This is a genomic window from Ralstonia pickettii, assembly GCF_030582395.1.
In the GTDB taxonomy this organism is placed as follows: domain Bacteria; phylum Pseudomonadota; class Gammaproteobacteria; order Burkholderiales; family Burkholderiaceae; genus Ralstonia; species Ralstonia pickettii_D.
In genome coordinates, this window is sequence record NZ_CP104381.1 from 3,378,364 (window position 1) to 3,401,845 (window position 23,482).

The window sequence follows — 23,482 nt, forward strand, 5'->3', positions numbered from 1 at the left end:
GCCGCCGGCACTATCACCGAGGACTGCTCCATGAGACTGCTCGCTGTCTGGGTCATCAACGCGCTGGCGTTGCTTCTTGTCGCCTATCTGCTCAAAGGCATTCACGTCAACGGTTTCGGCTCCGCGCTGATCGCAGCGCTGGTGCTGGGTCTGGTCAACACGCTGATCCGCCCGATCCTGGTGATCCTCACCCTGCCGGTGACGCTACTCACGCTCGGGCTGTTCATCTTCATCATCAACGCGCTGCTGTTCCTGTTTGTCGGCAACCTGCTGGCGGGCTTTCAGGTGGCCAGCTTTGGCGCCGCGCTGCTGGGCTCCATCCTGTACAGCGTGATCTCGTGGCTGCTCTCGAGCCTGTTGCTGCGCGAGGCTTAAGGTTTCTGTCATGCAAGATCGTCAATTCAGTTTCGAATTCTTCCCGCCCAAGACGGCGGAAGGCGCCGAGAAGCTGCGCAACACGCGCGCCCAGCTCTCGCCGCTCAAGCCGCGCTTCATCTCCGTGACGTTCGGCGCGGGCGGCACCACGCAGCAGGGCACGCTCGACGCCGTGGTGGAAATCCAGCGCGAAGGCATCGAGGCGGCGCCGCACCTGTCGTGCGTGGGGTCGTCGCGCGAGAGCATCCGCGGCATTCTCAATACGTATCGCGAACACGGCATCCGCCGCATCGTCGCGCTGCGCGGCGACATGCCCTCTGGCATGGGCGAGATCGGTGAATTCCGCTTCGCCAACGAGCTGGTCGAGTTCATCCGCCAGGAAACCGGCGAGGCATTCCACATCGAGGTGGCGGCGTATCCGGAATACCACCCGCAGTCGCGCTCCGCCCGGCACGATCTGGAGAACTTCGCCCGCAAGGTGAAGGCCGGTGCGGACTCCGCCATCACGCAATACTTCTTCAACGCCGACGCGTATTTCCAGTTTGTCGACGACGCACGCAAGCTCGGCGTGGACGTGCCCATCGTGCCCGGCATCATGCCGATCACGAATTCGTCGCAGCTGATGCGCTTTTCCGAGATGTGCGGTGCGGAAGTGCCGCGCTGGATCGCCAAGCGCCTTGAAGGCTTTGGCGACGACCGTGAATCGATCCGCGCGTTCGGCCTGGACGTGGTGACGGCCATGTGCGACCGCCTGCTGCAGGGCGGCGCGCCGGGCCTGCATTTCTACACGCTCAATGCCGCCGGCTCTACGCGAGCGATCTGGCAGCGTCTGGGCTTGTAACGCTGATAGCGCAAGGCAAAGGAGATCGTCATGGCCGCCGCACCCGATCCGCTGATCGCCTGGTTGCTTGACGAACTCCGGCCGCTCGCCGCACAGATCGGCGAGATCCGCGCCCGCCGGATGTTCAGCGGCGCGGCGCTGTATTACGACGACATCGTGTTTGCGCTGGTGCTGCGCGGCACGTCTTACCTGCGCGTGGACGACCTCACGCGCGAACGTTTTCTCGCTGAAAAATGCACGCCGTTCAGTTACGAGCGCAACGGCCGCACCATCAGCATGACCGGCTACCTAAGCACGCCGGCAGAGGCGCTCGATGGTGGACAGCCATTGCGCGACTGGGCGCGGCTGGCCATTGAGGCCGCACTGCGCGACGCCAATGCCAAGGCGGCCAAGCCGAAGCGCGCCGCAGCCAAGACTGCCAAGGCGCCCAAGGCAACAAAGACAACGGCGACCAAGAAGGCCGCCGCAAAAAAGACAGCCAAGCGCTGAACGCTCAGTACAGCGTGGTCTTCAGGCGCTCGGGCAGTTCGCGATCATAGGCGTCGCCATCGAACGCGCCGCCGCTGATGTGCTGCAGGATCTTGCCTGCGGTGGGCACGGCCGGCTTGGTTTCCTGCGCGCCGCGTTCCCACAGCTTTGAGCGCACCAGCGCCTTCGAGCAGTGAAAGTAGACGGTCTGCACCTGCACAAGGATCACGCTGCGCGGCAGCTTGCCCTGCACCGCAAATGACGCAAGCAATTCCGGATCCGCGGAGATGGTCGCCGTGCCGTTCACGCGCAGCGTTTCACCCACGCCCCGGCACGATGCAGAGCACCGACACGCGGCCGTCTTCGACGATGTTGCGCAGGTTGTCGATGCGGTTGTTGCCGGGCCGATCGGGAATCGCCAGCAGGCGTTCATTCAGGATGCGGACGAAGCCCGGCGCATCGCCCTTGGGCGAGGCATCGGTGCCGCCGGCACCCACGGACGACAGCACGATAAACGGCGAAGCCTCCACGAACGCGCGGTAGTCGGCGTTCAGATGGTCGATCTCCTTGAGCAGCGAGCGCGGGTTCGGCGCGCCATACACTGCTTCAAGGTCGGCAACGGTTTTCAGCGTGTGGAACATGGGCTTCCTGTGCAGGGTTAAAACACGCCGCGCTCGGTGACGATGCAGTCGAGCGCAATGTCGTGCGGTTGCGGCGCGATGGATTCCACGCGGTTCACTTCGAATGCCACGCCAATCGTGCGCGGGCGGTGCCCCGCGGCATGCAGCGCAGCGAGCGTGCGGTCGTAGAAGCCGCCGCCGTAGCCGATGCGATAGCGCTGCGCGTCAAAGCCCACGCACGGGATCAGCAAGGCATCGGGCGTTGCGATCTCACCCGAGCGGGGGATGGGGATGTTGTACGCGCCGGGCGTCATTTCACAATCGGGCGTCCATCGCCGAAACTGCAAGGGCGAGAATTTGTCTGTCACTACTGGCAGCAGTGCATGGCGCGTGGCGTCGGCCGCCAACCAGTGGCGCAGCACGGTCAACGCATCGAACTCTCCCTGCGTTGGCCAGTAGGCGGCCAGGCGTTTGACGGGCAATGCGTTGAGCAGCCCCGCCAGGTGATGCGCCAGTGCGGCATCGTGAGCGATGCGCTCTGGCAGCGCAGTGCGCGCATCGAGCAACATGGTGCGCAGCGTGCGGCGCGATTCGATTGGCGTGGTGGGATTGGCCGGATCGTGCGTGCTCATCGGATGTGGCCTCTCGCCGGTGGATTGGCGCTAAGGCTAGCGTGGGATAATTCGGCAGACCTAACAGTGATTGGATGGGGCAGGAGATGACATTGAAGGCCAAGGCAGTATATCGCGCGGTCGCGCTGGCTTTTGCGGGCGTGGTGGGCATGAGCGTGGTCGGCCCGACGCCGCTGGCGATGGCCGCCAAGCGGCAGGCGCCGCAAGGCATTCCGGCCAATCCGGACGATGCATTTGTCGAGCTGCGCAACGCGGCGCGCCGCAACGATGTGTCGCGCAGCTGGGAGCTGGCGGACAGCCTCGCCGATTACCCGATCCAGTCGTACGTGCAGTATTTCCGCATCAAGCCCCAGCTGTACGATGCCAGCGGCTATGCCCGCACCGACGCGCCGGAAGACGAGATCCGCTCATTCCTGCAACGCTACAAGGGCGAGGCGATTGCCGACCGTTTGCGCAACGACTGGCTGCTCGTGCTGGGCAAGAAGCGAGATTGGGCGACCTTCGACGCGGAGTACCCGAACTTCGTGCTGAAGGACGACACGCAGGTCGAGTGCTATGCCCTGCTCTCGCGCGCGATGAAGGGCCAGAACGTAGCCGCCGACGCGCGCAACACGCTGTCGGATCCCAAGGGCTATGGCGAAGGCTGTGTCGACCTGATCGGCTATCTGGCGCAGTCCAACCAGTTCACCCGTGCGGATGTGGCGTGGGCGGCGCGGCTGTCGCTGGAGCAGAACCTTGTCACGCAGGCGTCGCGCATTGCGGCGGTGCTGCCGGACGGCGATCGCGTGGACAACGACACGCTGGCCAACGTGACGCGCATGGCGCGCAACGATCCGTCGCAGGCGACGGCGTATCTGCTGGCGCAAACCGGCAGCCTGTCGCGCGAAGAGCAAGGCGCGGGCTGGGGCGTCATCGGCCAGTACGCCGCCAAGAAGCAGACGCCCGATGCGCTGGACGCCTATCGCCGCCAGTTGACGCTTGGCGGCGATGCCTACCTCTCTGACGAGTCGCAGGAGTGGCGCGTGCGCGCGGCCCTACGCGCCGGGGACTGGAAGATGGTGCGGCAGGCCGTTGAGAAAATGCGCCCCAGCCTGCGCGATCGGGACCCTGCCTGGGCGTATTGGTATGGCCGCGCGCTCAAGGCCGACAATCGCAACGACGAAGCCCGCCAGCAGTTCCAGTCGATCGCCGGGCAGTTCAACTTCTATGGCCAACTGGCGCAGGAAGAACTCGGCCAGCGCATCACCGTGCCGCCGCGCACGACCGTGACCGACGCCGAGATCGACGTGATGGGGCGCAACCACCCGGGCTTTGGGCGTGCCAAGAAGCTGTACGACCTGAATCTGCGCTTCGAAGGCAACCGCGAGTGGAACTGGGAGCTGCGCAACATGAGCGACCGCGAGTTGCTGGCCGCAGCCGAATATGGCCGCAAGCTCGGCTTGCTCGATCGCACCGTCAATTCGGCGGACAAGACCAAGGCCGAGCACGACTTCGCGCTGCGTTTCCCGACGCCGTATCTCAATGTGGTTCAGCGCAACGCCGATGCCGTGGGGCTGGACATTGCCTGGGCCTACGGCCTGATCCGCCAGGAATCGCGCTTCATCATGGACGCGCGTTCGTCGGTGGGTGCATCGGGACTGATGCAGGTGATGCCGGAAACCGCCAAGCACATTGCCAAGAAGATCGGCCTGCCGGGGTTCCGCGTTTCGCAGATGAGCGACATCGATACCAACGTGCTGCTGGGCACCGCGTACCTGTCGATGATCCTGACGAACCTTGACAGCTCCGTCACGCTGGCGACCGCGGGCTACAACGCCGGCCCAGGCCGCCCGAAACGCTGGCGCTCGACGCTCACGCGGCCGGTGGAAGGCGCGATCTTCGCCGAGACGATTCCGTTCAACGAGACCCGCACCTATGTGAAAAACGTGCTCTCGAACGCGACGTATTACAGCGCATTGCTGACCGGTCGGCCGCAGTCGCTGAAGGATCGGCTGGGCAAGGTGGTGCCCGAATCGGTCACGCCGGACGACCTGCCATAAACGCCGGATCCCTGTTCCGCTGTTACCTGACGCCCGCCGCAACGCGGGCGTTTTTTCTGGGATGCAGGCGCTGGTTTGCGCACAGAAGTGTGGGTTGCGGCACGCCGCATCGACATACCTTGGGTGCAATCCCGTTCGAGATGTATTGTGGTGTTGCCCCCCACCCGTCTTGGAGATGCCTCCATGCAGACCTCCAATTTGCTGATCTTTGGCGGTACCGGTTTTATCGGTTCGCAGTTGCTGTCCCGGCTGGTGACGGAGACGTTTTCCGCGCCCGGCCTTCCAGAGGGCCGGATGATCGTGCCGACGCGCGATCCCGAGTCGGCCCGCGCGCACAACCTCACGCTCCTGCCGCGGGTGGACGTGATGGACGCCGACATCTACGCCGACGATGCCCTCGACGCGCTGTTCCTGGCGCTGACCGAGCGCGGCGCCGAGCACTGCGCGGTCATCAACCTCGTCGGCGTGCTGCAGGATACGCGCGAGATGCCGTACGGCCCGAACTTCCAGCGCGTGCATGTCGATCTGCCGCGCCGCATCGTCGCCGCCTGCCGACGCCATGGCGTGAACCGGCTGCTGCACATGAGCGCGCTGGGCGCCGACCCCGCAGGCCCGTCGATGTACCTGCGCAGCAAGGGCGACGGCGAACGCGTGGTCATGAACAGTGAGCTTGACTGGACCGTATTCCGCCCCTCGGTAGTGTTCGGGCCGCAGGATCATTTCCTGAACCTGTTTGCCAGCATGCAGCGCATGGCGCCGTTTGTGCCGCTCGCCTGTGCCGATGCGCGCTTCCAGCCCGTGTACGTGGATGACGTGGCCGCCGCGTTCATCAATGCGCTAAAAAAACCGGCGACGATCCGGCACGCTTATCCGCTGGTGGGGCCACGCATCTACACATTGGCGGAGCTGATGCGCTTTGCGGGGCGTGCCAGCGGCCACCCGCGCTGGATCGTGCCGCTTCCCGAAGGCCTGGGCCGCATGCAGGCCGCGTTGCTGGAGCACCTGCCGGGAGCACCGATCTCGCGTGACAACCTCGACTCCATGCGCGTGGACAACATCAGCATGGAACCGGTCGCGCCCGAACTCGGCATCCACCCGCTCGGCATGGAGGCCGTGATGCTGCCGGCCCTGGCCGGCTTTGGGCCGGACCGCGGATTGCGTGCTGCACGTACGCGGGTCCATCGCTAGCCGCTACGGAAACGCGGAGGATTTGCCCTGTTTGTGAATGTGCTTCACAACCGTGGCCAATGCGTTTCATTTTGTGGCGGTGCAGCGCAAGGCTAGAATGGTTCGTTCGCCTTCGCGCTGCCGCTCGCCGCTTCCGATACAACACAACTAGAGCGCCCGGCATTCCCGCGCGATGCTGGCGGGCTCCCACAACAATTGCAGTGCACTCTCCAAGGACGGGAATCATGAAACTGGTCATCGGCAACAAGAACTATTCGTCGTGGTCGCTACGCCCGTGGCTGCTCGCCAAGCAGGCCGGCATTCCGTTCGAAGAGATCCGTGTGCGCCTGCTGAGCGAGACCTTTGCCGCCGACGTGGCGCGTCATTCGCCCGCCGGCCGCGTGCCGGTGCTGGTGGACGGCGACATGAACGTGTGGGATTCGCTCGCCATCTGCGAGACGCTTGCCGAGCGCTTTCCGCGCGCGCAACTGTGGCCGGCTGACCCGAAGGCCCGCGCGCACGCCCGCTCGATCTGCGCTGAAATGCACAGTGGCTTCACCAACCTGCGCAACAACATGCCGATGAACGTGACGGCCGTGCTGCCGGGCATGGGCTGGAACGTGGCCGTGCAGCGCGACATCGATCGCATTGCCGCCATGTGGACCGAGCTGCGCCAGAGGTACGCAGCCGAAGGCCCGTTCCTGTTCGGTCACTTCACGGTCGCCGATGCGTTCTACGCACCGGTGGTCAGCCGCTTCGCCACGTACGGTGTGCGTCTGCCCGAGGCTGCCAAGGCCTACGCCGATTACATCCTCAACCTGCCCGCCATGCAGGAATGGATCGACGGCGCACGTGCCGAGCATGACTTCCTTGCCGACGACGAGCCGTATCGCACCGCGCCGGACGAAGACACGCTGGTCGCTGCCAATCAATGACGGAACGCGCAGCGCAGACCGAGGCCATCGTCGATCCAGCCACGCACGGACTGGATGTGTATGCCGTGGGCGGCGCCATTCGTGACGCGCTGCTCGGGTTGCCGGTGCAGGACCGGGACTACGTTGTGGTCGGGGCTACGCCCGAAGATATGGAGGCGCGTGGCTTCCGCGCCGTCGGCAAGGATTTTCCGGTGTTCCTGCACCCGGCCACGCATGCCGAATACGCGCTCGCGCGCACCGAGCGCAAGACGGCTGCCGGTTACAAGGGTTTCTCGGTCTACTACGCGCCGGATGTCACGCTCGAAGACGACCTCATCCGCCGCGACCTGACCATCAACGCGATGGCGCAGCGCGTGGCGGAAGACGGCGCGCTGGTTGGTCCCGTCATCGATCCGTATGGAGGGCAGGCTGATCTGGCGTCGCGCGCGTTCCGGCATGTATCCGATGCGTTTATGGAAGACCCGGTGCGCATCCTGCGACTGGCGCGGTTTGCTGCGCGCTTTGCCGATTTCCATGTTGCACCCGAAACCAACGCGCTGATGCAGCGCATGGTGCAGGACGGCGAAGTCGATGCGCTGGTGCCCGAGCGCGTGTGGCAGGAGCTTGCGCGCGGCCTGATGGAAGCCCATCCACAGCGCATGTTTGCCGTGCTGCGTGACTGCGGTGCGCTGGTGCGCCTGCTGCCCGAACTTGACCGGCTGTGGGGCGTGCCGCAGCGCGCCGACTACCACCCCGAAGTCGATACCGGCGTGCACACCATGATGGTGATCGAAACCGCTGCTGCGATGGCGACGTCGCTGCCGGTACGCTTTGCCGCGCTGGTGCACGACCTCGGCAAGGGCACGACGCCTGAGGATATCCTGCCCCGCCATATCGGCCACGAAGAGCGCAGCCTGCCGCTAATCGAAGCGGTGTGCCAGCGCCTGCGCGTGCCGACCGAGTGCCGTGAACTGGCACTGGTGGTGGCGCGCGAGCACGGCAACATCCACCGCTGCGATGGCTTTGATGCCGCGGCACTGGTGCGTCTGCTGGAGCGTTGTGATGCGCTGCGCAAGCCGGACCGTTTCCGCCAGGCCCTGCAGGCGTGCGAGGCCGATGCGCGCGGTCGTCTCGGGTTTGAAGACCGCAGCTATCCACAGACGGAGCGCCTGCTGCGCGCGCTGGCGGCTGCATCGTCGATCGATGCCGGCGCCGTCGCCAAGCGCTATGCCGACAACCCGGCGCACATCAAGCAGGCCGTGCATCAGGCGCGTATCGAGGCCGTTGCGCAGGCCGGCGTCTAGGTCCGACGGCTAGGCTGGCACGGCCAGCCGCTGCGACATCGCAAACAACTTCAGAAAGAACGCCCGGAACGCCTCAGGGTCGGGGCGGGCCGTGGTCTGCTGCGTGCCGATGAAGCACAGGTGGGCGATGCGGCCCCAGAAGGCGGCGTCGTCGGGCACGCCTCCGCGCAGGCCGCACAGTTGTGTAGCGAAGGCCAGCCGCTGCGAATCGACGCGTTCGAGATATTTCGCCACCAGCGGCTCGCGCATGGCCCACGCGCGGATGGCGACTTCGCGCCCCGGATGCATCGATGCGGCCACGTCGAGGTAGCGCATGAGCAGTGTCTCGGCGGTGTCCTCGGGTTTGACGAGCGAAAGGATGCTGCCGGTATAAGCGCGTTCCCATTCGGCCAGGAGGCTGCGCACGTAGTCGTTGCGGCTGCTGAAGTGGTGATAGAACGCGCCGCGCGTCACGTTCAGACGGCGCGCCAGGCGCTCGGCCGAGACTCCGTCCGCGCCATACATGTCGAGCAGTTCGAAACCGGCTTCGATCCAGCGCGTGCGGGTGGTTCTGGGCATGGCGGTGTCCTCGTGCAGAAACTGACAGGCTGTGTATGGTGCGCGGCCGGCCGGTATTGTAAGTCGCGTCACCATTCACCTTTTGGCCATGCGACATTTCATCGTAGTCGGTGCGGGCATTGCGGGACTGAACGCCGCGCGGCATCTGCAGCGCGCGGGTTGCGCCGTCACAGTATTCGAGGCGGCGCGCGCGCCCGGCGGCCGCATCCTCAGCGTGCCGTTTCACGGATACACCATCGAATGTGGCGCGCAATTCGTGTCGTCGCGATATCGCCACGTGCTGCCGCTGCTGCACGAGGCGGGGTTGTCCTCACGGCTGCACAAGACTTCGGCCGTGGCGGCGCTGCAGCGAGGGCAGGACTTCCGTGCCGTGCATTCCAAACGCCCATGGACGCTTGCCACCACGGGCCAACTCACCTGGGGCGAAACATGGCAGATGCTGCGAGGCGGCTTTGCCCCAGCGCGGGAGGCGCGCGGCATTGACCCCAATCACTACGCCAGCCTGGCCGCATTCGACGACGCCGACGCACAGGACTGGGCCACACGCGTGTTCGGCGGCGGTGCCACGCGGTACGTCTTCGAACCCATGGTGCACGGTCTGTACTTTCACCGGCTGAAAGGGACCTCGCGAGCGTTGCTGGCCGCGCTCGGCGCATTTCGCGGCGCAGACACGCTGATCGTCGAAGGCGGCTGGCAGGCGCTGCCGCGCGCGATGGCCGCGTCGCTCGATGTGCGTTACGGCGCCAACGTCGAACAGGTAGTCGAAACTCCCGATGGCGTGCGGCTGTGCGTCAACGGAGAGTGGATCAACGCCGACGGCGCGGTGCTCGCCACGCCTGCACATGCAACGCGGGCGTGGTTCCCCCGTCCGACGCTGGGCGAGGCCGCAGTCCTCGATGCGACCTACGCGCCGAGCATCCACGTGGCCCTGGGCCTCTCCCCTTCATGGTCGGCACCGGAGGTATTCGCGCAGGCGTATGGCGCGCTTTATTCGCCAGTGGAGGGCGGCCCTTTGGCGGCGCTGACGTTTCAACACGGTGCAGGGCGAGGCGACGGTCCCATCGTTTGTGCGATGTTTGGCGAGCAGGCTGCGACGCGCGCCATGCCGAAGAACGATGCCATGCTGATCCGCTTCGCCACCGAGGCAATGGCAGCGCATTTGCCGGGTCTGGAGCGCGCAGTGGTGTCGGCACACGTGCAGCGTTGGGCAGCGGCCGAGCCGCGATCGCCCGTCGGCCGTGCGCGTGCCATTGCGGCGTACCGCGCCACGCTCGGGCGTGATCGCCGGATCGTGCTGGCGGGGGATTATCTTGGCAGCCCGTGGACGGACGGCGCCGCCGAGTCCGGGCAGTGGGCCGCCAACCACCTGCTGGCGGCGCGCATCCCGCAGGCAGAGCGCGCCGCGTTGGCCCGGACGGTGGCGTAATGCTGCGTGCTGCGCTTACTCGAACGGCGTGTCGTTCGGGTTCGCGTACAGCGCCTTCAACTGATCGTTCATCGGGAAGTTGAAGTTCAGGTTCTTGGGCGGCACCGGCTTTTCGAACCACTTGGCGTAGAGCGTCTTGATCTCGCCGCTCTTCATCACGCCGGTCATGGTGTCGTCCACCAGCTTCTTGAACTGGGGATCGTCCTTGCGCAGCATGAAGCCGTAGGCTTCGAACGACTGCGGCGTGCCGGTCACGACCCAGTCGTCGGGCTTCTGCGCCAGCGTGCGTGCGCCGGCCAGCAGCACGTCATCCATCATGAACGCCGCCACGCGGCCGCTCTGCAGCGTGAGGAACGATTCACCGTAATCCTTCCCGCTGATCACGTTCATGTTCATCTTCTTCTCGTCGTTCATCTTGCGCAGGATGCGTTCCGACGTGGTGCCCGCGTTGGTGATGACCGACTTGCCCGCCAAGTCGGGGAAATCCTTCACGCCGGATTTCACGTTGGTCAGCAGGCGCGTGCCGGCGATGAAAAAGGTCGTCGAAAAAGCAGTCTGCTGCTCGCGTGATTTCAGGTGCGTGGTCACGCCGCACTCCAGATCGACCGAGCCGTTCTGCACCAGAGACGTCCGGTTCTGGGAGGTCACGGGAATCTGCTTGATGTCGAGGTTGGGCTTGCCCGACTTCTTCTTGACGGCGTCGATCACGCGGGAGCACAGGTCGGCTGAGAAACCGACGATCTCGTTCTTGCTGTCGCGGTAAGAAAACGGAATCGACGATTCGCGCACGCCGATCAGGATCGTGTTGCTGTCCTGAATCTTCTTGAGCGTGCCGTCGAGGGCCTCCGCGTGCGCGCCGATCGCGAACAGGCTCGTCAGCGCAAGCGGGATGGACCGGATACACCGGGTGGTCAAACGCATACGTCCTCCAATGGTTGTGGTGCGCGGCCTGTTGTGTTGCGGCCGTCTGTGCTTTGGCTTCGTGGCGATGAATGCGGAACGTCTTAACGGCCGAACCAGCTACGCAGATCTGCGGCGCTGGCCAGCGGCCGGTGCAGCGCGTCGAGATGCCGTCGCAGGTTGGTGACGAGCGCTGCGTTGTCGGGCGCTGTGCTTCCGTCGGGCAGGGCCATGTTGTTTTCGAACCCGAGGCGCGCATGGCCGCCGAGCAGCGCTGCCGTGAGCGCGCATTCGGCTTCACGCGGGCCGAACGCGCACATCGCCCAGGGGACCTTGGCGGTGAGGTCGCCACCGTCAGCCCATGCCTGCAGGAAGGGCAGCAGGTCGGTCGGATCGGAGCGTTGACCCGCGCTGTAGCGGCCGAGCACGAAGAGCACCCAGTGCGGCGTACCGGGCAGCACGCCGCGTGTGCGCAGGTCGCGGTAGCGCACCACATCGTCGGCGGAATACAGGATGTATTGGATGGCTGTGCGCGCCGCGGCAAGCTCACCAAAGAAGCGCGCCGCTTCCGCCTCGTGCGCGGCATCAGGTGCCAGCTCGCGCAGCGCGGCGGAAATCGCTTCCGGCTGCAGCGCGCGCACCGATGCCATCTGCTGTTCGGGCGTGTAGATACCGACGGCTTCGGTGGTGATCTGGATTACCAGCGCGTCGCCCACAGCGTGCCGCACCGCGGCGATGGCCGGCCTGTAGTCGCCAGGCTCCAGGCTGTGCGTGCCGTCTGGGCGGCGCACATGCAGATGCAGCATCGCCGCACCGGCATCCACGCATTGACGCGCGCATGCGGCCAGTTCGTCGGGCGTGATCGGCAGTGCGGGGTGATCGGCGTGCGTCTTGCGCGCACCGTTGGGCGCAACGGCGATGGCGATGGGTTGAGTTACCACGCGGCCTCCAGCGTGGCGGCAGTGGCGGCGTCAACAGCGTCGCCCAGGCGTTCGACGATGGCGTCGATGTCTTGCGCGCTGGCGATGAACGGGGGCGCGAGCAAGATGTGGTCACCGCGCTGGCCATCGATCGTGCCACCCATCGGATACACCATCAGCCCGCGCTGCATGGCTTCGGCCTTCACGCGTGCGTGCGTCTTGCGGGCGGGCAGCAGCGGCGTCTTGGTCGCGCGATCTGCCACCAGTTCGACGCCGACAAACAGCCCACGCCCGCGCACGTCACCCACGTGTGCGTGATCGGCAAAGCGCGCCTGCAACGCCGCACGCAATTGCTCGCCACGCGCCTGAACGTTGGCGAGCAGGTTGTCTTCTTCGATCACCCTCTGCACTTCCAGCGCCGCCGCGCATGCCGTGGCGTGGCCAATGTAGGTGTGCCCATGCTGAAAAAAGCCGCTGCCGTTCGTGATCGCATCGTAAATACGGCGATTCACCAGCGTCGCGCCGATCGGCTGATACCCGCCGCCCAGGCCCTTGGCAATGGCGACCATGTCCGGCACGACGCCATCTTCCTCACAGGCGAACAGGTAGCCGGTGCGCCCCATGCCGGACATCACCTCATCGAGCAGCAGCAGAACGCCGTGGCGATCGCACACCGCCCGGATCTTGCGGAAGTAATCGCCGACCGGCGGCACCGCGCCGGCCGTAGCGCCCACGACGGTCTCGGCGACGAAGGCCGCGACGTTCTCCGTGCCCAGTTCGACGATCTTCGCGTCCAGTTCATCGGCCAGGCGCTGCACGTATTGCGCGTCGCTTTCGCCATCCAGGCGCTCGCGATACGCATAGCACGGCGAAACATGGTGGGCAGGCACCAGCAGCGGCAGGAAGGGTTCCCGGCGCCACGCGTTACCACCGATCGCCAGTGCGCCCAGCGTGTTGCCGTGATAGCTCTGGCGCCGTGCGATGAAGTACTGGCGCTGCGGCTGGCCGATCTCAACGAAGTATTGGCGTGCGAGTTTCAGCGCCGCTTCAATCGCTTCCGAACCGCCGGAGACGAAGTACACGTGGTCCAGATCGCCCGGTGCCGCAGCGGCCAAGCGTGCGGCCAGTTCCTCGGCCACGTCCGTCGTGAAGAACGACGTATGCGCATAAGCCAGCGCGCGCACCTGCTTGCAGATGGCGTCCACCACGCGCTGGTGGCCGTGGCCGAGACACGAAACCGCGGCACCGCCGCAGGCGTCCAGGTAACGCTTGCCGTCGGAGTCGATGAGGGTCATGCCCTCGCCGCCGACAGCGGTGGGCAGCGTCTTGCGCGGGTCGCGGTGGAAGACGGAGGTGGCGGACGGTGTCATGGGCGGTAGGCAGCAATCAAGGTTGGGTGGGCGGCACGGCGACAGCCGCGTCACTGCGGCGGGCGTTACGCACGTAGGCGGCTTGTTGCTTGAGCTGGGCGTCGCTGTTGGCCAAGTGGGCAAGCGCCGTTGGGCCGGCGTGGCGGAACCACGTCATCAGCAACGCGTCGAGCAGCGCCATCGGCGCGGCCAGCGAATGGAAGAACGACGGAATGGCGACGGGCGCAACCAACTGCTGCCATGCCAGTTCGGCGCCGGGAGCGATGGCGCTGTCGGTCACATACACGAGGCGCGCACCGCGCGCATGCGCGTACTGCATCGCCTCGATGACCTCGCGCGTGTACGGATCAAAGGTGACGGCCACGACGATGTCGCCCTCGCCGCAAAAGCGCAGCGGATCCGCCAGCGTGTTGCCGCTGCCGGCGCACAGCGTGACCTTGTCGTCGAAGAGCTGGGCGGCATAGCCCAACGCGTGCGTCAGCGCCAGGCAACTGCGCGCGCCCAGCAGATACACCCGGCGCGCCCTGCACAGCGCTGCAGCCACAATGTCCAGTGCCGCCAGGTTCGCTGGCGAGAATGCCGACTGCACATGCGAGCCGATGGCCATGCCAATGCGTTCTGCTTCCGAAGCGCCTGCGGCATCTTCACCCTGCAACGCACTGGCGCGGCCGGCAAAGCCGTCGGCCTGCTGGCGCAGGTGATTCACGCAGACGTCGCGCAGTGCGGCAAAGTCGTCGAATCCCAGCGCGCGTGCCAGGCGGGAGAACGTGGCCGGTGGTAGGTCGCAGCGGCGCGCCAGGTCCCGCATCGACAGCAGGGCGATGTCGCGCTGGTGCGTTTCCAGCAACATGGCGGCGCGCTGCAGTTGCGGAGACAAATCGCCGGCGCGGTCGCGCAGCGTTTGCAGGAGTCCATCGAACGTCACGAGGTGGCCCAGTTGATTCAACTGTTTCGTAAACTACGCAATTGAAACAAATGAGTCAAGATCGGATTAACCTCGGTGCGGTGGCGAACGCAAAAACGGCCGCATCTCAGGAATGCGGCCGTCTCAGGCAAACAAAAAACGGAGGCCGAAGCCTCCGTTTTGGGTGTGATGCGTGCGACTCAGGTCGCCGGCGCGTCGAGCTGCTCCATGCGCAATTGGAAGAAACCGGCACCGATCAGGCCGAGCAGGCTCAGCCCCATGCACGTGCAGGCCAGAATCATCACCGCGCCTATCGACGAGACGCCGCTCATGAGCGGCGTGTGCGTCAAGGCAGACAGATTGCCGCCCACCCACATGGCCGCGACCAAGGCCATCAAACACGTCAGCGCCGCGGCATTGCGCAACCACGTCAACCGCGTCTTGCGGCTGATGCCGTCGAAAGCGTGGAAATGAAAGTGGTGGTGACCGGTGCCAACGAGTGCCATGGAGAATCTCCTTGTGCTTGCCGCTTGATAGCGTTGAGTCACTATACCGAGACCTGCGACAGTTTGGCGCAGTTTGCGCCGCTAGGTATACCCTAAGCTGCGCTGCGTCAAGAGGCTCGGGTACATTTTTTGTGCGTGCGACACTGCGCCGCAGATCCGCGGCTGGCGCGGCAAATGGGAGATGACCGGGACGCGCGAATGGCGCCGCAGAAATGAAAAAAGACCTCGCGAGGAGGTCTTTTTTGTTGCCCTGCAAAATCAATTGATCTTGAAGGACGAAGAATTTTGGTGGCCTGGGGCGGAATCGAACCACCGACACGCGGATTTTCAATCCGCTGCTCTACCAACTGAGCTACCGGGCCAAGCAAAGAAAGGCAAGTATGACAGGGTGCGCGCCCAGTCGTCAAGTACCTCCGCGCACTTTGATGATCAGCCCGCCGGCTCGCCCTTGTTGCGCGAGAGTTCGACGCCCAGTTGCTTGAGCTTGCGGTACAGGTGAGTCCGTTCCAGGCCGGTCTTTTCTGCCACGCGCGTCATGCTGCCGCCCTCGCGCTGCAGGTGGTATTCGAAGTACGCGCGCTCGAACAGGTCGCGCGCTTCGCGCAGCGGCATGTCGAACGAGAATTGCATGCCCCCGCCTTCTGCGGGTCGGGTCGGTACGCCATTGATATCCGTCCGATCGGGCCCGGCGGCTGCACCTGCCGCTGCGGCGTTGGACGCGGCCCCTGCGAGTCCGGCCGACGGGGCGGCTGCCGGTGCGGCGGAGCGCGGCTTTTCCTTGCTGCGCGACAGCCCCTGCTCCACCGCGGTCAGCAGTTTCTGCAGCGCGATGGGCTTCTCCAGGAAATTCAGCGCGCCGATCTTGGTCGCCTCGACAGCGGTGTCGATGGTGGCGTGGCCCGACATCATGATGACGGGCATGGTCAGCAGACCTTGCGACGCCCATTCCTTGAGCAGCGTCACGCCGTCGGTATCCGGCATCCAGATATCGAGCAGGACGAGGTCGGGCGTTGCGTTCGCGCGGTATTCGCGCGCGCGCTGCGCGTTCTCGGCGACTTCAACAACGTGCCCTTCGTCTCCGAGGATTTCGGAGAGCAACTCCCGGATACCCATTTCGTCGTCGACAACGAGGATGGTGGCCATGCTTTTCCTCTATGTGCGGCGGGATTGCCGTCCGCGCTACGCGAGTTTTACGAACAGTATGGAAACCTGGGCCCCGACGGTGTCGGTACCCGATGTGCCCGATGTTGTGCTGGACTGGCGGTTGCGCAATTCGATGCGCGCTCCGTGCTCGTCCATGATTTTCTTCACCATGGCCAAGCCCAGTCCTGTGCCCTTGGCTTTGGTCGTGACGTACGGCTCGAAGGCGCGGTTGAGGATGCGGGAAGAGAACCCGCCGCCGTTGTCCGCGATCACAAGCCGCACGGCCTGCCGCCGCGCGCCCGAGGCGTCGTCGTATTCTACCGTGTCAGTTTGCAACATGACATGCGGAGCAGGTCGCCCGGCTGCTTCGTTCTCCGCCACGGCGTCCTGCGCGTTCTGCAGCAGGTTGTGGATGACCTGGCGCAGCTGCGTCGGGTCGCCCTTGATGAGCGGCAGATTGGCGCCCAGCTTGGCCTCGATGACCGGATGATCGCGGCGGTCCGGGTGATCGATGCCGTACAGGTGCAGCACCTCGGCGGCCAGCGCGTTCAGATCCAGCTCCTGCAGCATGGCCGGCGGCGTGCGGGCGTAGTCGCGGAAGTCATCGACCATGCGCTTCATCGCCGACACTTGGTTGACGATGGTGGTGGCACCGCGTCGTAACACCTCGGCGTCGGCGTCCGACAGCTTGGGCGAAAGCTTCATCTCCAGGCGTTCGGCCGAGAGCTGGATGGGCGTGAGCGGATTCTTGATCTCATGCGCCAGCCGCCGCGCGACTTCGCCCCACGCCACGGAGCGCTGCGCCGAGATCACGTCGGAGATATCGTCGAACACCACCACATAGCCGCGCTCGGTGCCGTGCGCGCCCACTGAAGGGCCGGGCAGGCGCGTGCCGCGCACCAGCAGCGTGAGCGGCTCGTCTTCGTCTTCGAGCGGAATTTCGACCTGCTTCTGCCAGTGGGCCACTGCGCCGCCGGCAGCCGTGCTGGCGTCTTGTTCGGCAAAGGCCTGTTCGACCACCGGCGCGAAGGCGGCCACCGGCGTGATGCTGGTCAGCGCCTGCCCGACCCACGCGCCGAAGGGCTGTTTGAAGATGCGCTCGGCACCCGGGTTGGCGGTCAGCAGCACAAAGCGATGGTCGAACACGAAGACGCCCGCAGTCAGGTTGGTCAGCACGCTCTCAAGATAGGCCTTCGATTGCTCGAGTGCCGCGCGATTCTGCTCGACGGCGCGGCGCGCGTCGGCCAACTGCCGCGTCATCTGGTTGAACTGCTGGGTGAGTACACCCAGTTCATCACGCGTATGCAGCTCCCGCTTGGGGGAGAGATCGCCTTCGGCCACTTCGCGCGTGCCTTGGAGCAGCATTAGCAGTGGCCGTGCCAGCTGCGCGCCGAGCAGCAGCGCGAGCATCACCGCGATGAACACCGCCAGGAACAGCGTGAGCGTGAGCGTGCCGATGTACATCTTTCGCAGGCCGGTGCGGCCGAGCGCTTTCTCCTGATATTCCTGGTACGCGCGCTGGACAGCGTCTGCATTGCGGGCAAGCGCCTGCGGCACCGGCTGCACGAGCTGCAGGAAGCGTTCTTCGCGGCCGCTCTCTCCAATCAGGCCGAAGCCACGCGAGGTGCTGCTGCCATCTTCCGGCCGGCGGTCTGCGAGCAAACCGGTGCCGGCCCATTTGCGTGCCGGCGTGCTCAGCCCGAGGCTCGGTTCTTCGCGCGATGACGTACCCAGCGCCACCACGACATGCAGTTGGTACAGATCGCTGCGGCGGCTGCCATTGCGCGCGGCCGGTGCCGAAGCGGCGGGCGCGGAGGCACTATCGGATTCCGTATCGCTGCCGCCCTCCAGGCTGGCATAGCCGCCCGGCGCGCGGGCCTGCTCCAGCACGGCCTGGTCGGGCAGGTTCGGCACCAGCGTGTCATAAGTGTTTGACGCCGTGGCGATCACGCGCCCGCTGGCCGTGAAGATGGTCGCCTCCTGCACGCCAAACTGCTCGCGCAATCGATTGAGCGTGATGGCCGTGGCCGACGCGGACCCGTCGCCTACCTGCTCGGCGATCAGGCGGCCCTTGTTCTGCAGATCGGCCAGCGCCGTGTCCATGGTGGACCGCCCGAGGTTCAGGCCGGCCTCCAGCGCCGACTCGACCTTCACGTCGAACCACGACTCGATACTGCGCGACACGAACTGCAGCGACACCAGATAGATCAGCACGCCGGGCAGGACGCCCACCACGCCAAAGAACACCGCCAGCTTGGTCATCAGCCGCGTGCCGAACTTGCCGCGCCGCGCGCGCAGCGCGAGCGCCAGCATCAGCCCGCCGATGATCACCACCAGCAGCACCCCGATGACGAGGTTGACCTTGTAGAGCAGCGTGAAATACCGGTCGAAGAATTCTGTGTTGGCCGATGCGGCGGCCAGCAGCCCCACCAGCACGATCGCCAGAAAGACGATGGTGCCCGCCACCACCTGATAGAGCAGCCGCTTGTAGCTGCGATCGAAGATCATTTGGCGGGCGCCAGCAACGTGCCTGCGCTGGACGGGCCGGCGCTCATCCCCCAGCCCGGATTGGGCGACAGACCGGACGAGCCGGAAGCCGGCGGCGTGGAAGCCGGTGCGCTGGGCGGTGGCGCAGCGGGCGCGGGCGACGGGGCCGGCGGAGGCTCGTTCGGCACCAGCAGGTTGAAGCGCTTCCAATCGGAGCTGAGATTCCAGTCGCGCGTATTGACTGCGTTGATCTGGAACGGCTTGGGCAGCTGCGTCACGTCCAGGCGCATGCGCACTTCGGCCTGCACGGTTTCGCCGGCCTTGACTGCGCGCTGCTCGAACACGCGCCAGCCGCGCACGTGCTGCATGAAGTCGACGGCGTCTTTCAGTCGCGAGAATGGCACCTGCAGGCCGCCGGTCGACACGCGGTACTGGCGTGTGAGCGGGTGATACGACAGCCGCACCACGCGCGTGGCGCTGATGGCGTGATCGTCAAACCAATACCAGCGTGGGCGGATCAGTTCGAATTCGACCAGGAAGTAGAGCGCGATGCCCTTGTTCACCGCGTCTTCGAGGTTGCTGGGCAGGTCGAAATCGAAATCGGCCGACAGGTTCCAGCCGCCGTCGGCGTATTCGAGCTGCGCCCGGTTGATTTCGATGGACTGTGCAGGCGCCGCGAGCGGCCACCAAAGCAGCATGCCCAATGCGACCAGCGCGACCAGCCGTTGCAGAATCTGCCGGAACCGGGTTTGCAGCAGCCGGATCGATGGGCGAAGGATGACAGTCACAACGGTCGGTGCATCAAGGCCGTTTCTGGAAAACCGCGTAAAAGAAGCCGTCGTGATCGAGCGGCAAGGGCGACGCGCCGGCCGCGAACCCGCTGGTCTGCGCCGCGTCGGGCGAGACCGGCAGCAACTGGCCGGGCGCGTGCAATCGTATCCCATCTTCCAGATGGCGTTCAAACCATTGGGCCTGGTCTTCGCCTTCCGTCGGAAAAATCGAACAGGTGACATAAACCAGCTTGCCACCGGGCTTCAGGCATGCCCAGAGGGCGCGCACGATGTCCCGCTGCAGTCCGGCCAGTGCCTTCAGGTCGGCCGGGCGGCGCAGCCAGCGGATGTCCGGATGGCGCCGCACGATGCCGGCGGCCGAGCACGGCACATCGGCCAGGATGCGGTCGAACGGTCGGCCGTCCCACCAGGTGTCGGGTTGCGCCGCGTCGCCGACGCAGAGCGTGGCGGTCTGGCTCAGGCGTGCGAGGTTTTCGGTGATACGCACGGCGCGCGCGGCATCCGACTCAAGCGCCGTGACGTCCAGGCCGTCGGCCAGCTCCAGCAGATGGCCGGTCTTGCCGCCGGGCGCGGCACAGGCATCGAGCACGCGCTGGCCGGGTGCCACGTCCAGCAACGTTGCCGCCAGTTGCGCACCGGCGTCCTGCACGGAGACAGCGCCGTCGGCAAAGCCCGGCAGTTCGGAAACGGGCACCGCGCGCGCAAGGCGTACGGCCTGCTCGCCGATGCGCTCGGCGTCGATGCCGGCTTCGGCCAGGCGTGCGAGATACGCGTCGACGGCAATGCGGCGCGGGTTCACGCGCAGCACCATCGGCGGGCGGCGGTTGCCGGCGGCCAGGATGGTTTGCCATGTGTCGGGATACGCGCTGCGTACGGCGTCGATCCACCACGTCGGGTAGTTGGTGGCGGCCGACGGATCCGCCTGCATGTCTGCGACCAGCGCCTGTTGCTCGCGCAGGAAGCGGCGCAGCACGCCGTTGATCATGCCCTTGCCGTGCGACAGCTTCGGATCGGCCGAGGCGGCCGTCACGGTCTGATCGACGACGGTGAACGGTGCATACGGCTGTGGATCGTCCAGCAATTGCGCGAGCGCCACGCGCAGCAGATTGGCGGCGCCTTCGGCGGGCGGGCGCGGGATCAGCGTGCGGATCAGCCAATCGGTGCTGCCGAGCCATCGGGTGGCGCGGTAGGCGAGATCCTGCACGGCGCCGCGCACGGGTGCGGGCTGCCCTTGGCAGACGGCATCGATGGCTTGCGGCAATGCCGTGCCCTGCCGCAGCTTGCCCAGTGCAACGGCGGCAAGCGACAAGGCATGGGCGAGGGAATCGGGCGGCAGGCGCATCGGGCAGCAGGAAATCAGGCGGACAAAATGCAACGAGCCCGCGATGGGCGGGCTCGTGCGGACTGCGGAAGTATAAAGGAAGCGCCCCGTCGGGCTGCCGCTTTTACGCGGGATATTGCCCCGTCTGCGCCATCTGCATCAGGCGCGCGATGCGCTCTTCCGTGGCCGGGTGCGTGCTGAACAGGTTGGCCAGGCCGCCGCCATGCAGCGGGTTCATGATCATCATTTGCGCGGTGGCGGGGTGAGCTTCGGCGGCGGCAAACGGAATGCCGGCCGCATAGCGGTGGATCTTGTCCAGCGCTGAGGCCAGCGCCTGCGGGTCGCCGCTGATGGTCGCGCCGCCACGGTCGGCTTCGAACTCGCGCGCGCGGGAAATCGCCATCTGGATCATCGCGGCCGCCAGCGGCGCGAGGATCGCCACCGCAATCCCGGCGATCGGGTTGGCGGGGCGCCCCTCGCTGTCGCGACCGCCGAAGAACACGGCAAAGTTCGCCAGCGCCGAGATCGCACCGGCCATGGTCGCCGAGATGGTCGAGATCAGGATGTCGCGGTGCTGCACGTGCGCCAGCTCGTGCGCCATCACGCCGCGCAGCTCGCGTTCCGACAGGATATTAAGGATGCCGGTGGTGGCGGCCACGGCGGCGTGCTCCGGGTTGCGGCCGGTGGCGAATGCATTGGGCTGCGCTTCGTCGATGAGATAGACGCGCGGCATGGGCAGGCCGGCGCGGCCGGCAAGCTCCTGCACCATCCGATAGAACTGCGGCGCGCTGGTCTCGTTGACTTCCTGCGCGTTGTACATGCGCAGCACCATCTTGTCGGAGAACCAGTACGAGAAGAAATTCATGCCCAGCGCGAACAGCAGCGCCAGAATCATCCCGCTGCGTCCGCCGATCATGCCGCCGATGACGATGAACAGCGCGGTGATCGCTGCCATCAACATGAAGGTCTTGATCCAGTTGAACATGGGGGCGTGGCTCCTGTGGGTGTTGGGGTGTGAAGTCGTTAGATCGCGATAATCGCTGAAAATTCAAGGGTTTGCGCGGCAGTTGCGCGATATTTCGCCGCAGATGATGCTTGACGCATCAACGGGTGGTGAACGCCAACCGCGCACCAAGCCCAATGAACGCCGTGCCGACCACGCGATCGAGCCAGCGTTTGATCCCCGGCTTCCCCGCCACGCGGCGCGTGACGCTCGCGGCGACCCACGCCACAAGGCTGTTCCAGATCGTCGACATGACGATGAACACCGCCCCCAATGCCAGGAACGCCAGCGCCTTGTGGGCGGCGTGCGGATCGACGAACTGCGGGAAGAACGACAGGAAGAACAGCACGACCTTCGGGTTCAACACATTGGTGAGGAACCCCTGCATGAACAACGATTTGAGCGGACGCGCGCGCTTGGCGGCGGGCGTCTCCGCTTGTTCGGCCGCGGCGTCATCACGTTCAGGCGGCGCCAGCAGCATGCGGCCGCCCAGATAGATCAGGTACGCCGCACCCACCACCTTGATGACCGTGAACGCCACGGTGGACGCCGCCAGCAGCGCCGTCAGCCCGAACGCCACCGCCAGCACGTGCACGCAGCAACCGGCCGACACGCCTAGCGACGACAGCAGCCCCGCCGCTCGCCCTTGCGAGACGCTCCGCCCGACGATGTAGGCCGTGTCGGGCCCTGGCGTCACATTCAGCAGAAACACGGCCACCATGAAGAGCGGCAGATTGACGATGCCCAGGGCGGTCATGGCGAAATCCTTTTCTATATAGATGGCGCGATTAGCCGCGCGATGCGAAGCGCTGGCCGGGCTGGATCGCCAGGCCTTGCAGGAATTCGCGCGCGGGCAGGCGTTTGCCACCGGGCTTCTGCAACTGCGTCACACGCAGTGCGCCGGCGCCGCAGGCGATGGTGACGCCCTCGGCGTTGGCGGCCAGGACCGTGCCGGGTTCCGCATCAGCCGGGCGATCGGCCAGCGCCTCGGCCTGCCAGAACTTGATCGCCACGCCATCCAGAGCGGCCGATGCGCCGGGAAACGGATTGAACGCATGCACCTGCCGCAGCAGCGCGGCGGCGTGCCGCGACCAATCGAGCGCGGCTTCGTCCTTGGCGATCTTCTCCGCATACGTGATGCCTTCGGCCGGCTGCGGCGTGGCGTCGAGCTTGCCGTCCTGCGCCAGCTTGGCGAGCGCCTCAACCACCATGCGTCCGCCGAGCGCAGCCAGCGTGTCGTGCAGCGTGCCGGTCGTGTCCGTCAGGCCGATGGGCACGCGTTCCATGGCGATCATGTCGCCGGTGTCCAGACCCGCATCCATCTGCATGAGCGTGATGCCCGATTCGGCATCGCCCGCTTCGATCGCGCGGTGGATGGGCGCCGCACCACGCCAGCGCGGCAGTAGCGACGCGTGGATGTTGATGCAGCCAAAGCGCGGCAGGTCGAGCACTTCCTGCGGCAGGATCAGGCCGTAGGCCGCGACGACCATCACGTCGGGACGCTGGGCGGCCAGGGCGTCGATGGCTTCGGCGGCTTCCTGTGGATACTTGCCAGTGCGACGTAGCGACGGCGGCTGCAGGATCGGCGCGAACCCATGCGTGACGGCGTACTGCTTGACGGGGCTTGACTGCAATTGCATGCCGCGGCCGGCTGGACGATCTGGCTGACTCAGCACGGCAACGACGGGAAAGCCGGCCTGGTGGATCGCCGCCAGGGCAATCTGCGCAAATTCAGGTGTGCCGGCAAACGCTACGCGAAGGGTGGACGTCATGGCTGGAAAAGCGAAAACGAA

The 23,482-nt window shown here is 65.8% G+C and carries 22 protein-coding genes, 1 tRNA gene and 1 pseudogene; 8 read left to right on the plus strand and 16 right to left on the minus strand.

Annotated elements, in window-relative coordinates; translation table 11 throughout:
* Window positions 1-30: 30 nt before the first annotated feature.
* Genes N5B55_RS16275 through N5B55_RS16285 form a run of 3 tightly spaced genes read left to right on the plus strand, consistent with a single transcriptional unit; the run spans window position 31 to window position 1,705 of the window.
* On the plus strand, window positions 31-375 hold the full coding sequence (locus N5B55_RS16275; RefSeq protein WP_004628357.1) for a phage holin family protein: 345 nt from the start codon (window positions 31-33) through the stop codon (window positions 373-375).
* Window positions 376-385: 10 nt separating this feature from the next.
* Window positions 386-1,216, plus strand: a complete 831-nt coding sequence (gene metF / locus N5B55_RS16280; protein WP_015856052.1) for a methylenetetrahydrofolate reductase [NAD(P)H] — start codon at window positions 386-388, stop codon at window positions 1,214-1,216.
* Between the two features lie 30 nt (window positions 1,217-1,246).
* Entirely contained in the window at window positions 1,247-1,705 is a 459-nt protein-coding gene (locus N5B55_RS16285; protein ID WP_015856053.1) for a TfoX/Sxy family protein, read from the plus strand.
* A 4-nt stretch (window positions 1,706-1,709) separates the two neighbouring features.
* Here N5B55_RS16285 and N5B55_RS16290 read toward each other — a convergent pair.
* Window positions 1,710-2,325 (minus strand): annotated as a pseudogene (locus tag N5B55_RS16290) (pyridoxamine 5'-phosphate oxidase family protein).
* Between the two features lie 17 nt (window positions 2,326-2,342).
* Complete coding sequence (locus N5B55_RS16295; RefSeq protein ID WP_154207779.1) at window positions 2,343-2,936, minus strand: 5-formyltetrahydrofolate cyclo-ligase; 594 nt, start codon at window positions 2,934-2,936, stop codon at window positions 2,343-2,345.
* 86 nt (window positions 2,937-3,022) lie between these two features.
* Here N5B55_RS16295 and N5B55_RS16300 point away from each other — a divergent pair, with 86 nt between their 5' ends.
* The 4 genes from N5B55_RS16300 (at window position 3,023) to N5B55_RS16315 (ending at window position 8,360) form a co-directional block, all read left to right on the plus strand.
* A complete protein-coding gene (locus N5B55_RS16300) occupies window positions 3,023-4,975 on the plus strand; it encodes a lytic transglycosylase domain-containing protein (protein ID WP_304538694.1) in 1,953 nt (650 codons plus the stop codon).
* Window positions 4,976-5,158: 183 nt separating this feature from the next.
* Window positions 5,159-6,163 carry a complex I NDUFA9 subunit family protein gene (locus tag N5B55_RS16305; RefSeq protein WP_116576148.1) on the plus strand — a complete coding sequence of 335 codons (1,005 nt, stop codon included), beginning with the start codon at window positions 5,159-5,161 and terminating at the stop codon, window positions 6,161-6,163.
* A 224-nt stretch (window positions 6,164-6,387) separates the two neighbouring features.
* Complete coding sequence (locus N5B55_RS16310) at window positions 6,388-7,077, plus strand: glutathione S-transferase family protein (protein ID WP_116576147.1); 690 nt, start codon at window positions 6,388-6,390, stop codon at window positions 7,075-7,077.
* Between the two features lie 50 nt (window positions 7,078-7,127).
* The gene (locus N5B55_RS16315; protein WP_441295870.1) at window positions 7,128-8,360 is read left to right on the plus strand and encodes a multifunctional CCA addition/repair protein; all 1,233 of its coding nucleotides are present in this window, start codon (window positions 7,128-7,130) and stop codon (window positions 8,358-8,360) included.
* A 9-nt stretch (window positions 8,361-8,369) separates the two neighbouring features.
* Here N5B55_RS16315 and N5B55_RS16320 read toward each other — a convergent pair whose 3' ends face one another.
* Entirely contained in the window at window positions 8,370-8,918 is a 549-nt protein-coding gene (locus N5B55_RS16320) for a TetR/AcrR family transcriptional regulator (RefSeq protein ID WP_065860062.1), read from the minus strand.
* 88 nt (window positions 8,919-9,006) lie between these two features.
* Between N5B55_RS16320 and N5B55_RS16325 the strand changes: the two genes are divergently transcribed.
* A complete protein-coding gene (locus tag N5B55_RS16325) occupies window positions 9,007-10,344 on the plus strand; it encodes a protoporphyrinogen/coproporphyrinogen oxidase (protein WP_304538696.1) in 1,338 nt (445 codons plus the stop codon).
* Window positions 10,345-10,359: 15 nt separating this feature from the next.
* Here N5B55_RS16325 and N5B55_RS16330 read toward each other — a convergent pair whose 3' ends face one another.
* The 13 genes from N5B55_RS16330 to fmt all read right to left on the minus strand — a co-directional run bounded on the left by N5B55_RS16330 (window position 10,360) and on the right by fmt (window position 23,461).
* Window positions 10,360-11,265, minus strand: coding sequence for a glutamate/aspartate ABC transporter substrate-binding protein (locus tag N5B55_RS16330; RefSeq protein WP_304538697.1), 906 nt, complete (start codon window positions 11,263-11,265; stop codon window positions 10,360-10,362).
* An 83-nt stretch (window positions 11,266-11,348) separates the two neighbouring features.
* Window positions 11,349-12,185: a 3-keto-5-aminohexanoate cleavage protein gene (locus N5B55_RS16335; RefSeq protein WP_304538698.1), complete on the minus strand. Its 837-nt coding sequence runs from the start codon at window positions 12,183-12,185 to the stop codon at window positions 11,349-11,351.
* Window positions 12,179-13,534 carry an aspartate aminotransferase family protein gene (locus N5B55_RS16340; protein ID WP_304538699.1) on the minus strand — a complete coding sequence of 452 codons (1,356 nt, stop codon included), beginning with the start codon at window positions 13,532-13,534 and terminating at the stop codon, window positions 12,179-12,181. Before N5B55_RS16340 ends, N5B55_RS16335 begins: the two co-directional genes overlap by 7 nt.
* Window positions 13,535-13,550: 16 nt before the next feature.
* Window positions 13,551-14,459 carry a MurR/RpiR family transcriptional regulator gene (locus N5B55_RS16345; RefSeq protein ID WP_304539814.1) on the minus strand — a complete coding sequence of 303 codons (909 nt, stop codon included), beginning with the start codon at window positions 14,457-14,459 and terminating at the stop codon, window positions 13,551-13,553.
* A 179-nt stretch (window positions 14,460-14,638) separates the two neighbouring features.
* Window positions 14,639-14,944 carry a hypothetical protein gene (locus N5B55_RS16350; protein ID WP_178961091.1) on the minus strand — a complete coding sequence of 102 codons (306 nt, stop codon included), beginning with the start codon at window positions 14,942-14,944 and terminating at the stop codon, window positions 14,639-14,641.
* A gap of 286 nt (window positions 14,945-15,230) precedes the next feature.
* A tRNA-Phe gene (locus tag N5B55_RS16355) sits at window positions 15,231-15,306 on the minus strand.
* 67 nt (window positions 15,307-15,373) lie between these two features.
* Window positions 15,374-16,087: a response regulator gene (locus N5B55_RS16360; protein ID WP_304538700.1), complete on the minus strand. Its 714-nt coding sequence runs from the start codon at window positions 16,085-16,087 to the stop codon at window positions 15,374-15,376.
* 36 nt (window positions 16,088-16,123) lie between these two features.
* Complete coding sequence (locus tag N5B55_RS16365; protein WP_304538701.1) at window positions 16,124-18,595, minus strand: sensor histidine kinase; 2,472 nt, start codon at window positions 18,593-18,595, stop codon at window positions 16,124-16,126.
* Window positions 18,592-19,362 carry a DUF4390 domain-containing protein gene (locus tag N5B55_RS16370; RefSeq protein WP_304538702.1) on the minus strand — a complete coding sequence of 257 codons (771 nt, stop codon included), beginning with the start codon at window positions 19,360-19,362 and terminating at the stop codon, window positions 18,592-18,594. The genes N5B55_RS16365 and N5B55_RS16370 overlap by 4 nt, the downstream gene beginning before the upstream one ends.
* 13 nt (window positions 19,363-19,375) lie before the next feature.
* Window positions 19,376-20,707 (minus strand): 16S rRNA (cytosine(967)-C(5))-methyltransferase RsmB, encoded by a 1,332-nt coding sequence (gene rsmB, locus N5B55_RS16375; protein ID WP_304538703.1) that lies wholly within the window; start codon window positions 20,705-20,707, stop codon window positions 19,376-19,378.
* A 103-nt stretch (window positions 20,708-20,810) separates the two neighbouring features.
* The gene (gene htpX, locus N5B55_RS16380) at window positions 20,811-21,671 is read right to left on the minus strand and encodes a zinc metalloprotease HtpX (protein ID WP_304538704.1); all 861 of its coding nucleotides are present in this window, start codon (window positions 21,669-21,671) and stop codon (window positions 20,811-20,813) included.
* A gap of 118 nt (window positions 21,672-21,789) precedes the next feature.
* Window positions 21,790-22,446 carry a LysE family translocator gene (locus N5B55_RS16385; RefSeq protein ID WP_178961095.1) on the minus strand — a complete coding sequence of 219 codons (657 nt, stop codon included), beginning with the start codon at window positions 22,444-22,446 and terminating at the stop codon, window positions 21,790-21,792.
* A 31-nt stretch (window positions 22,447-22,477) separates the two neighbouring features.
* Complete coding sequence (gene fmt / locus N5B55_RS16390; protein ID WP_304538705.1) at window positions 22,478-23,461, minus strand: methionyl-tRNA formyltransferase; 984 nt, start codon at window positions 23,459-23,461, stop codon at window positions 22,478-22,480.
* Between the last annotated feature and the right edge of the window lie 21 nt (window positions 23,462-23,482).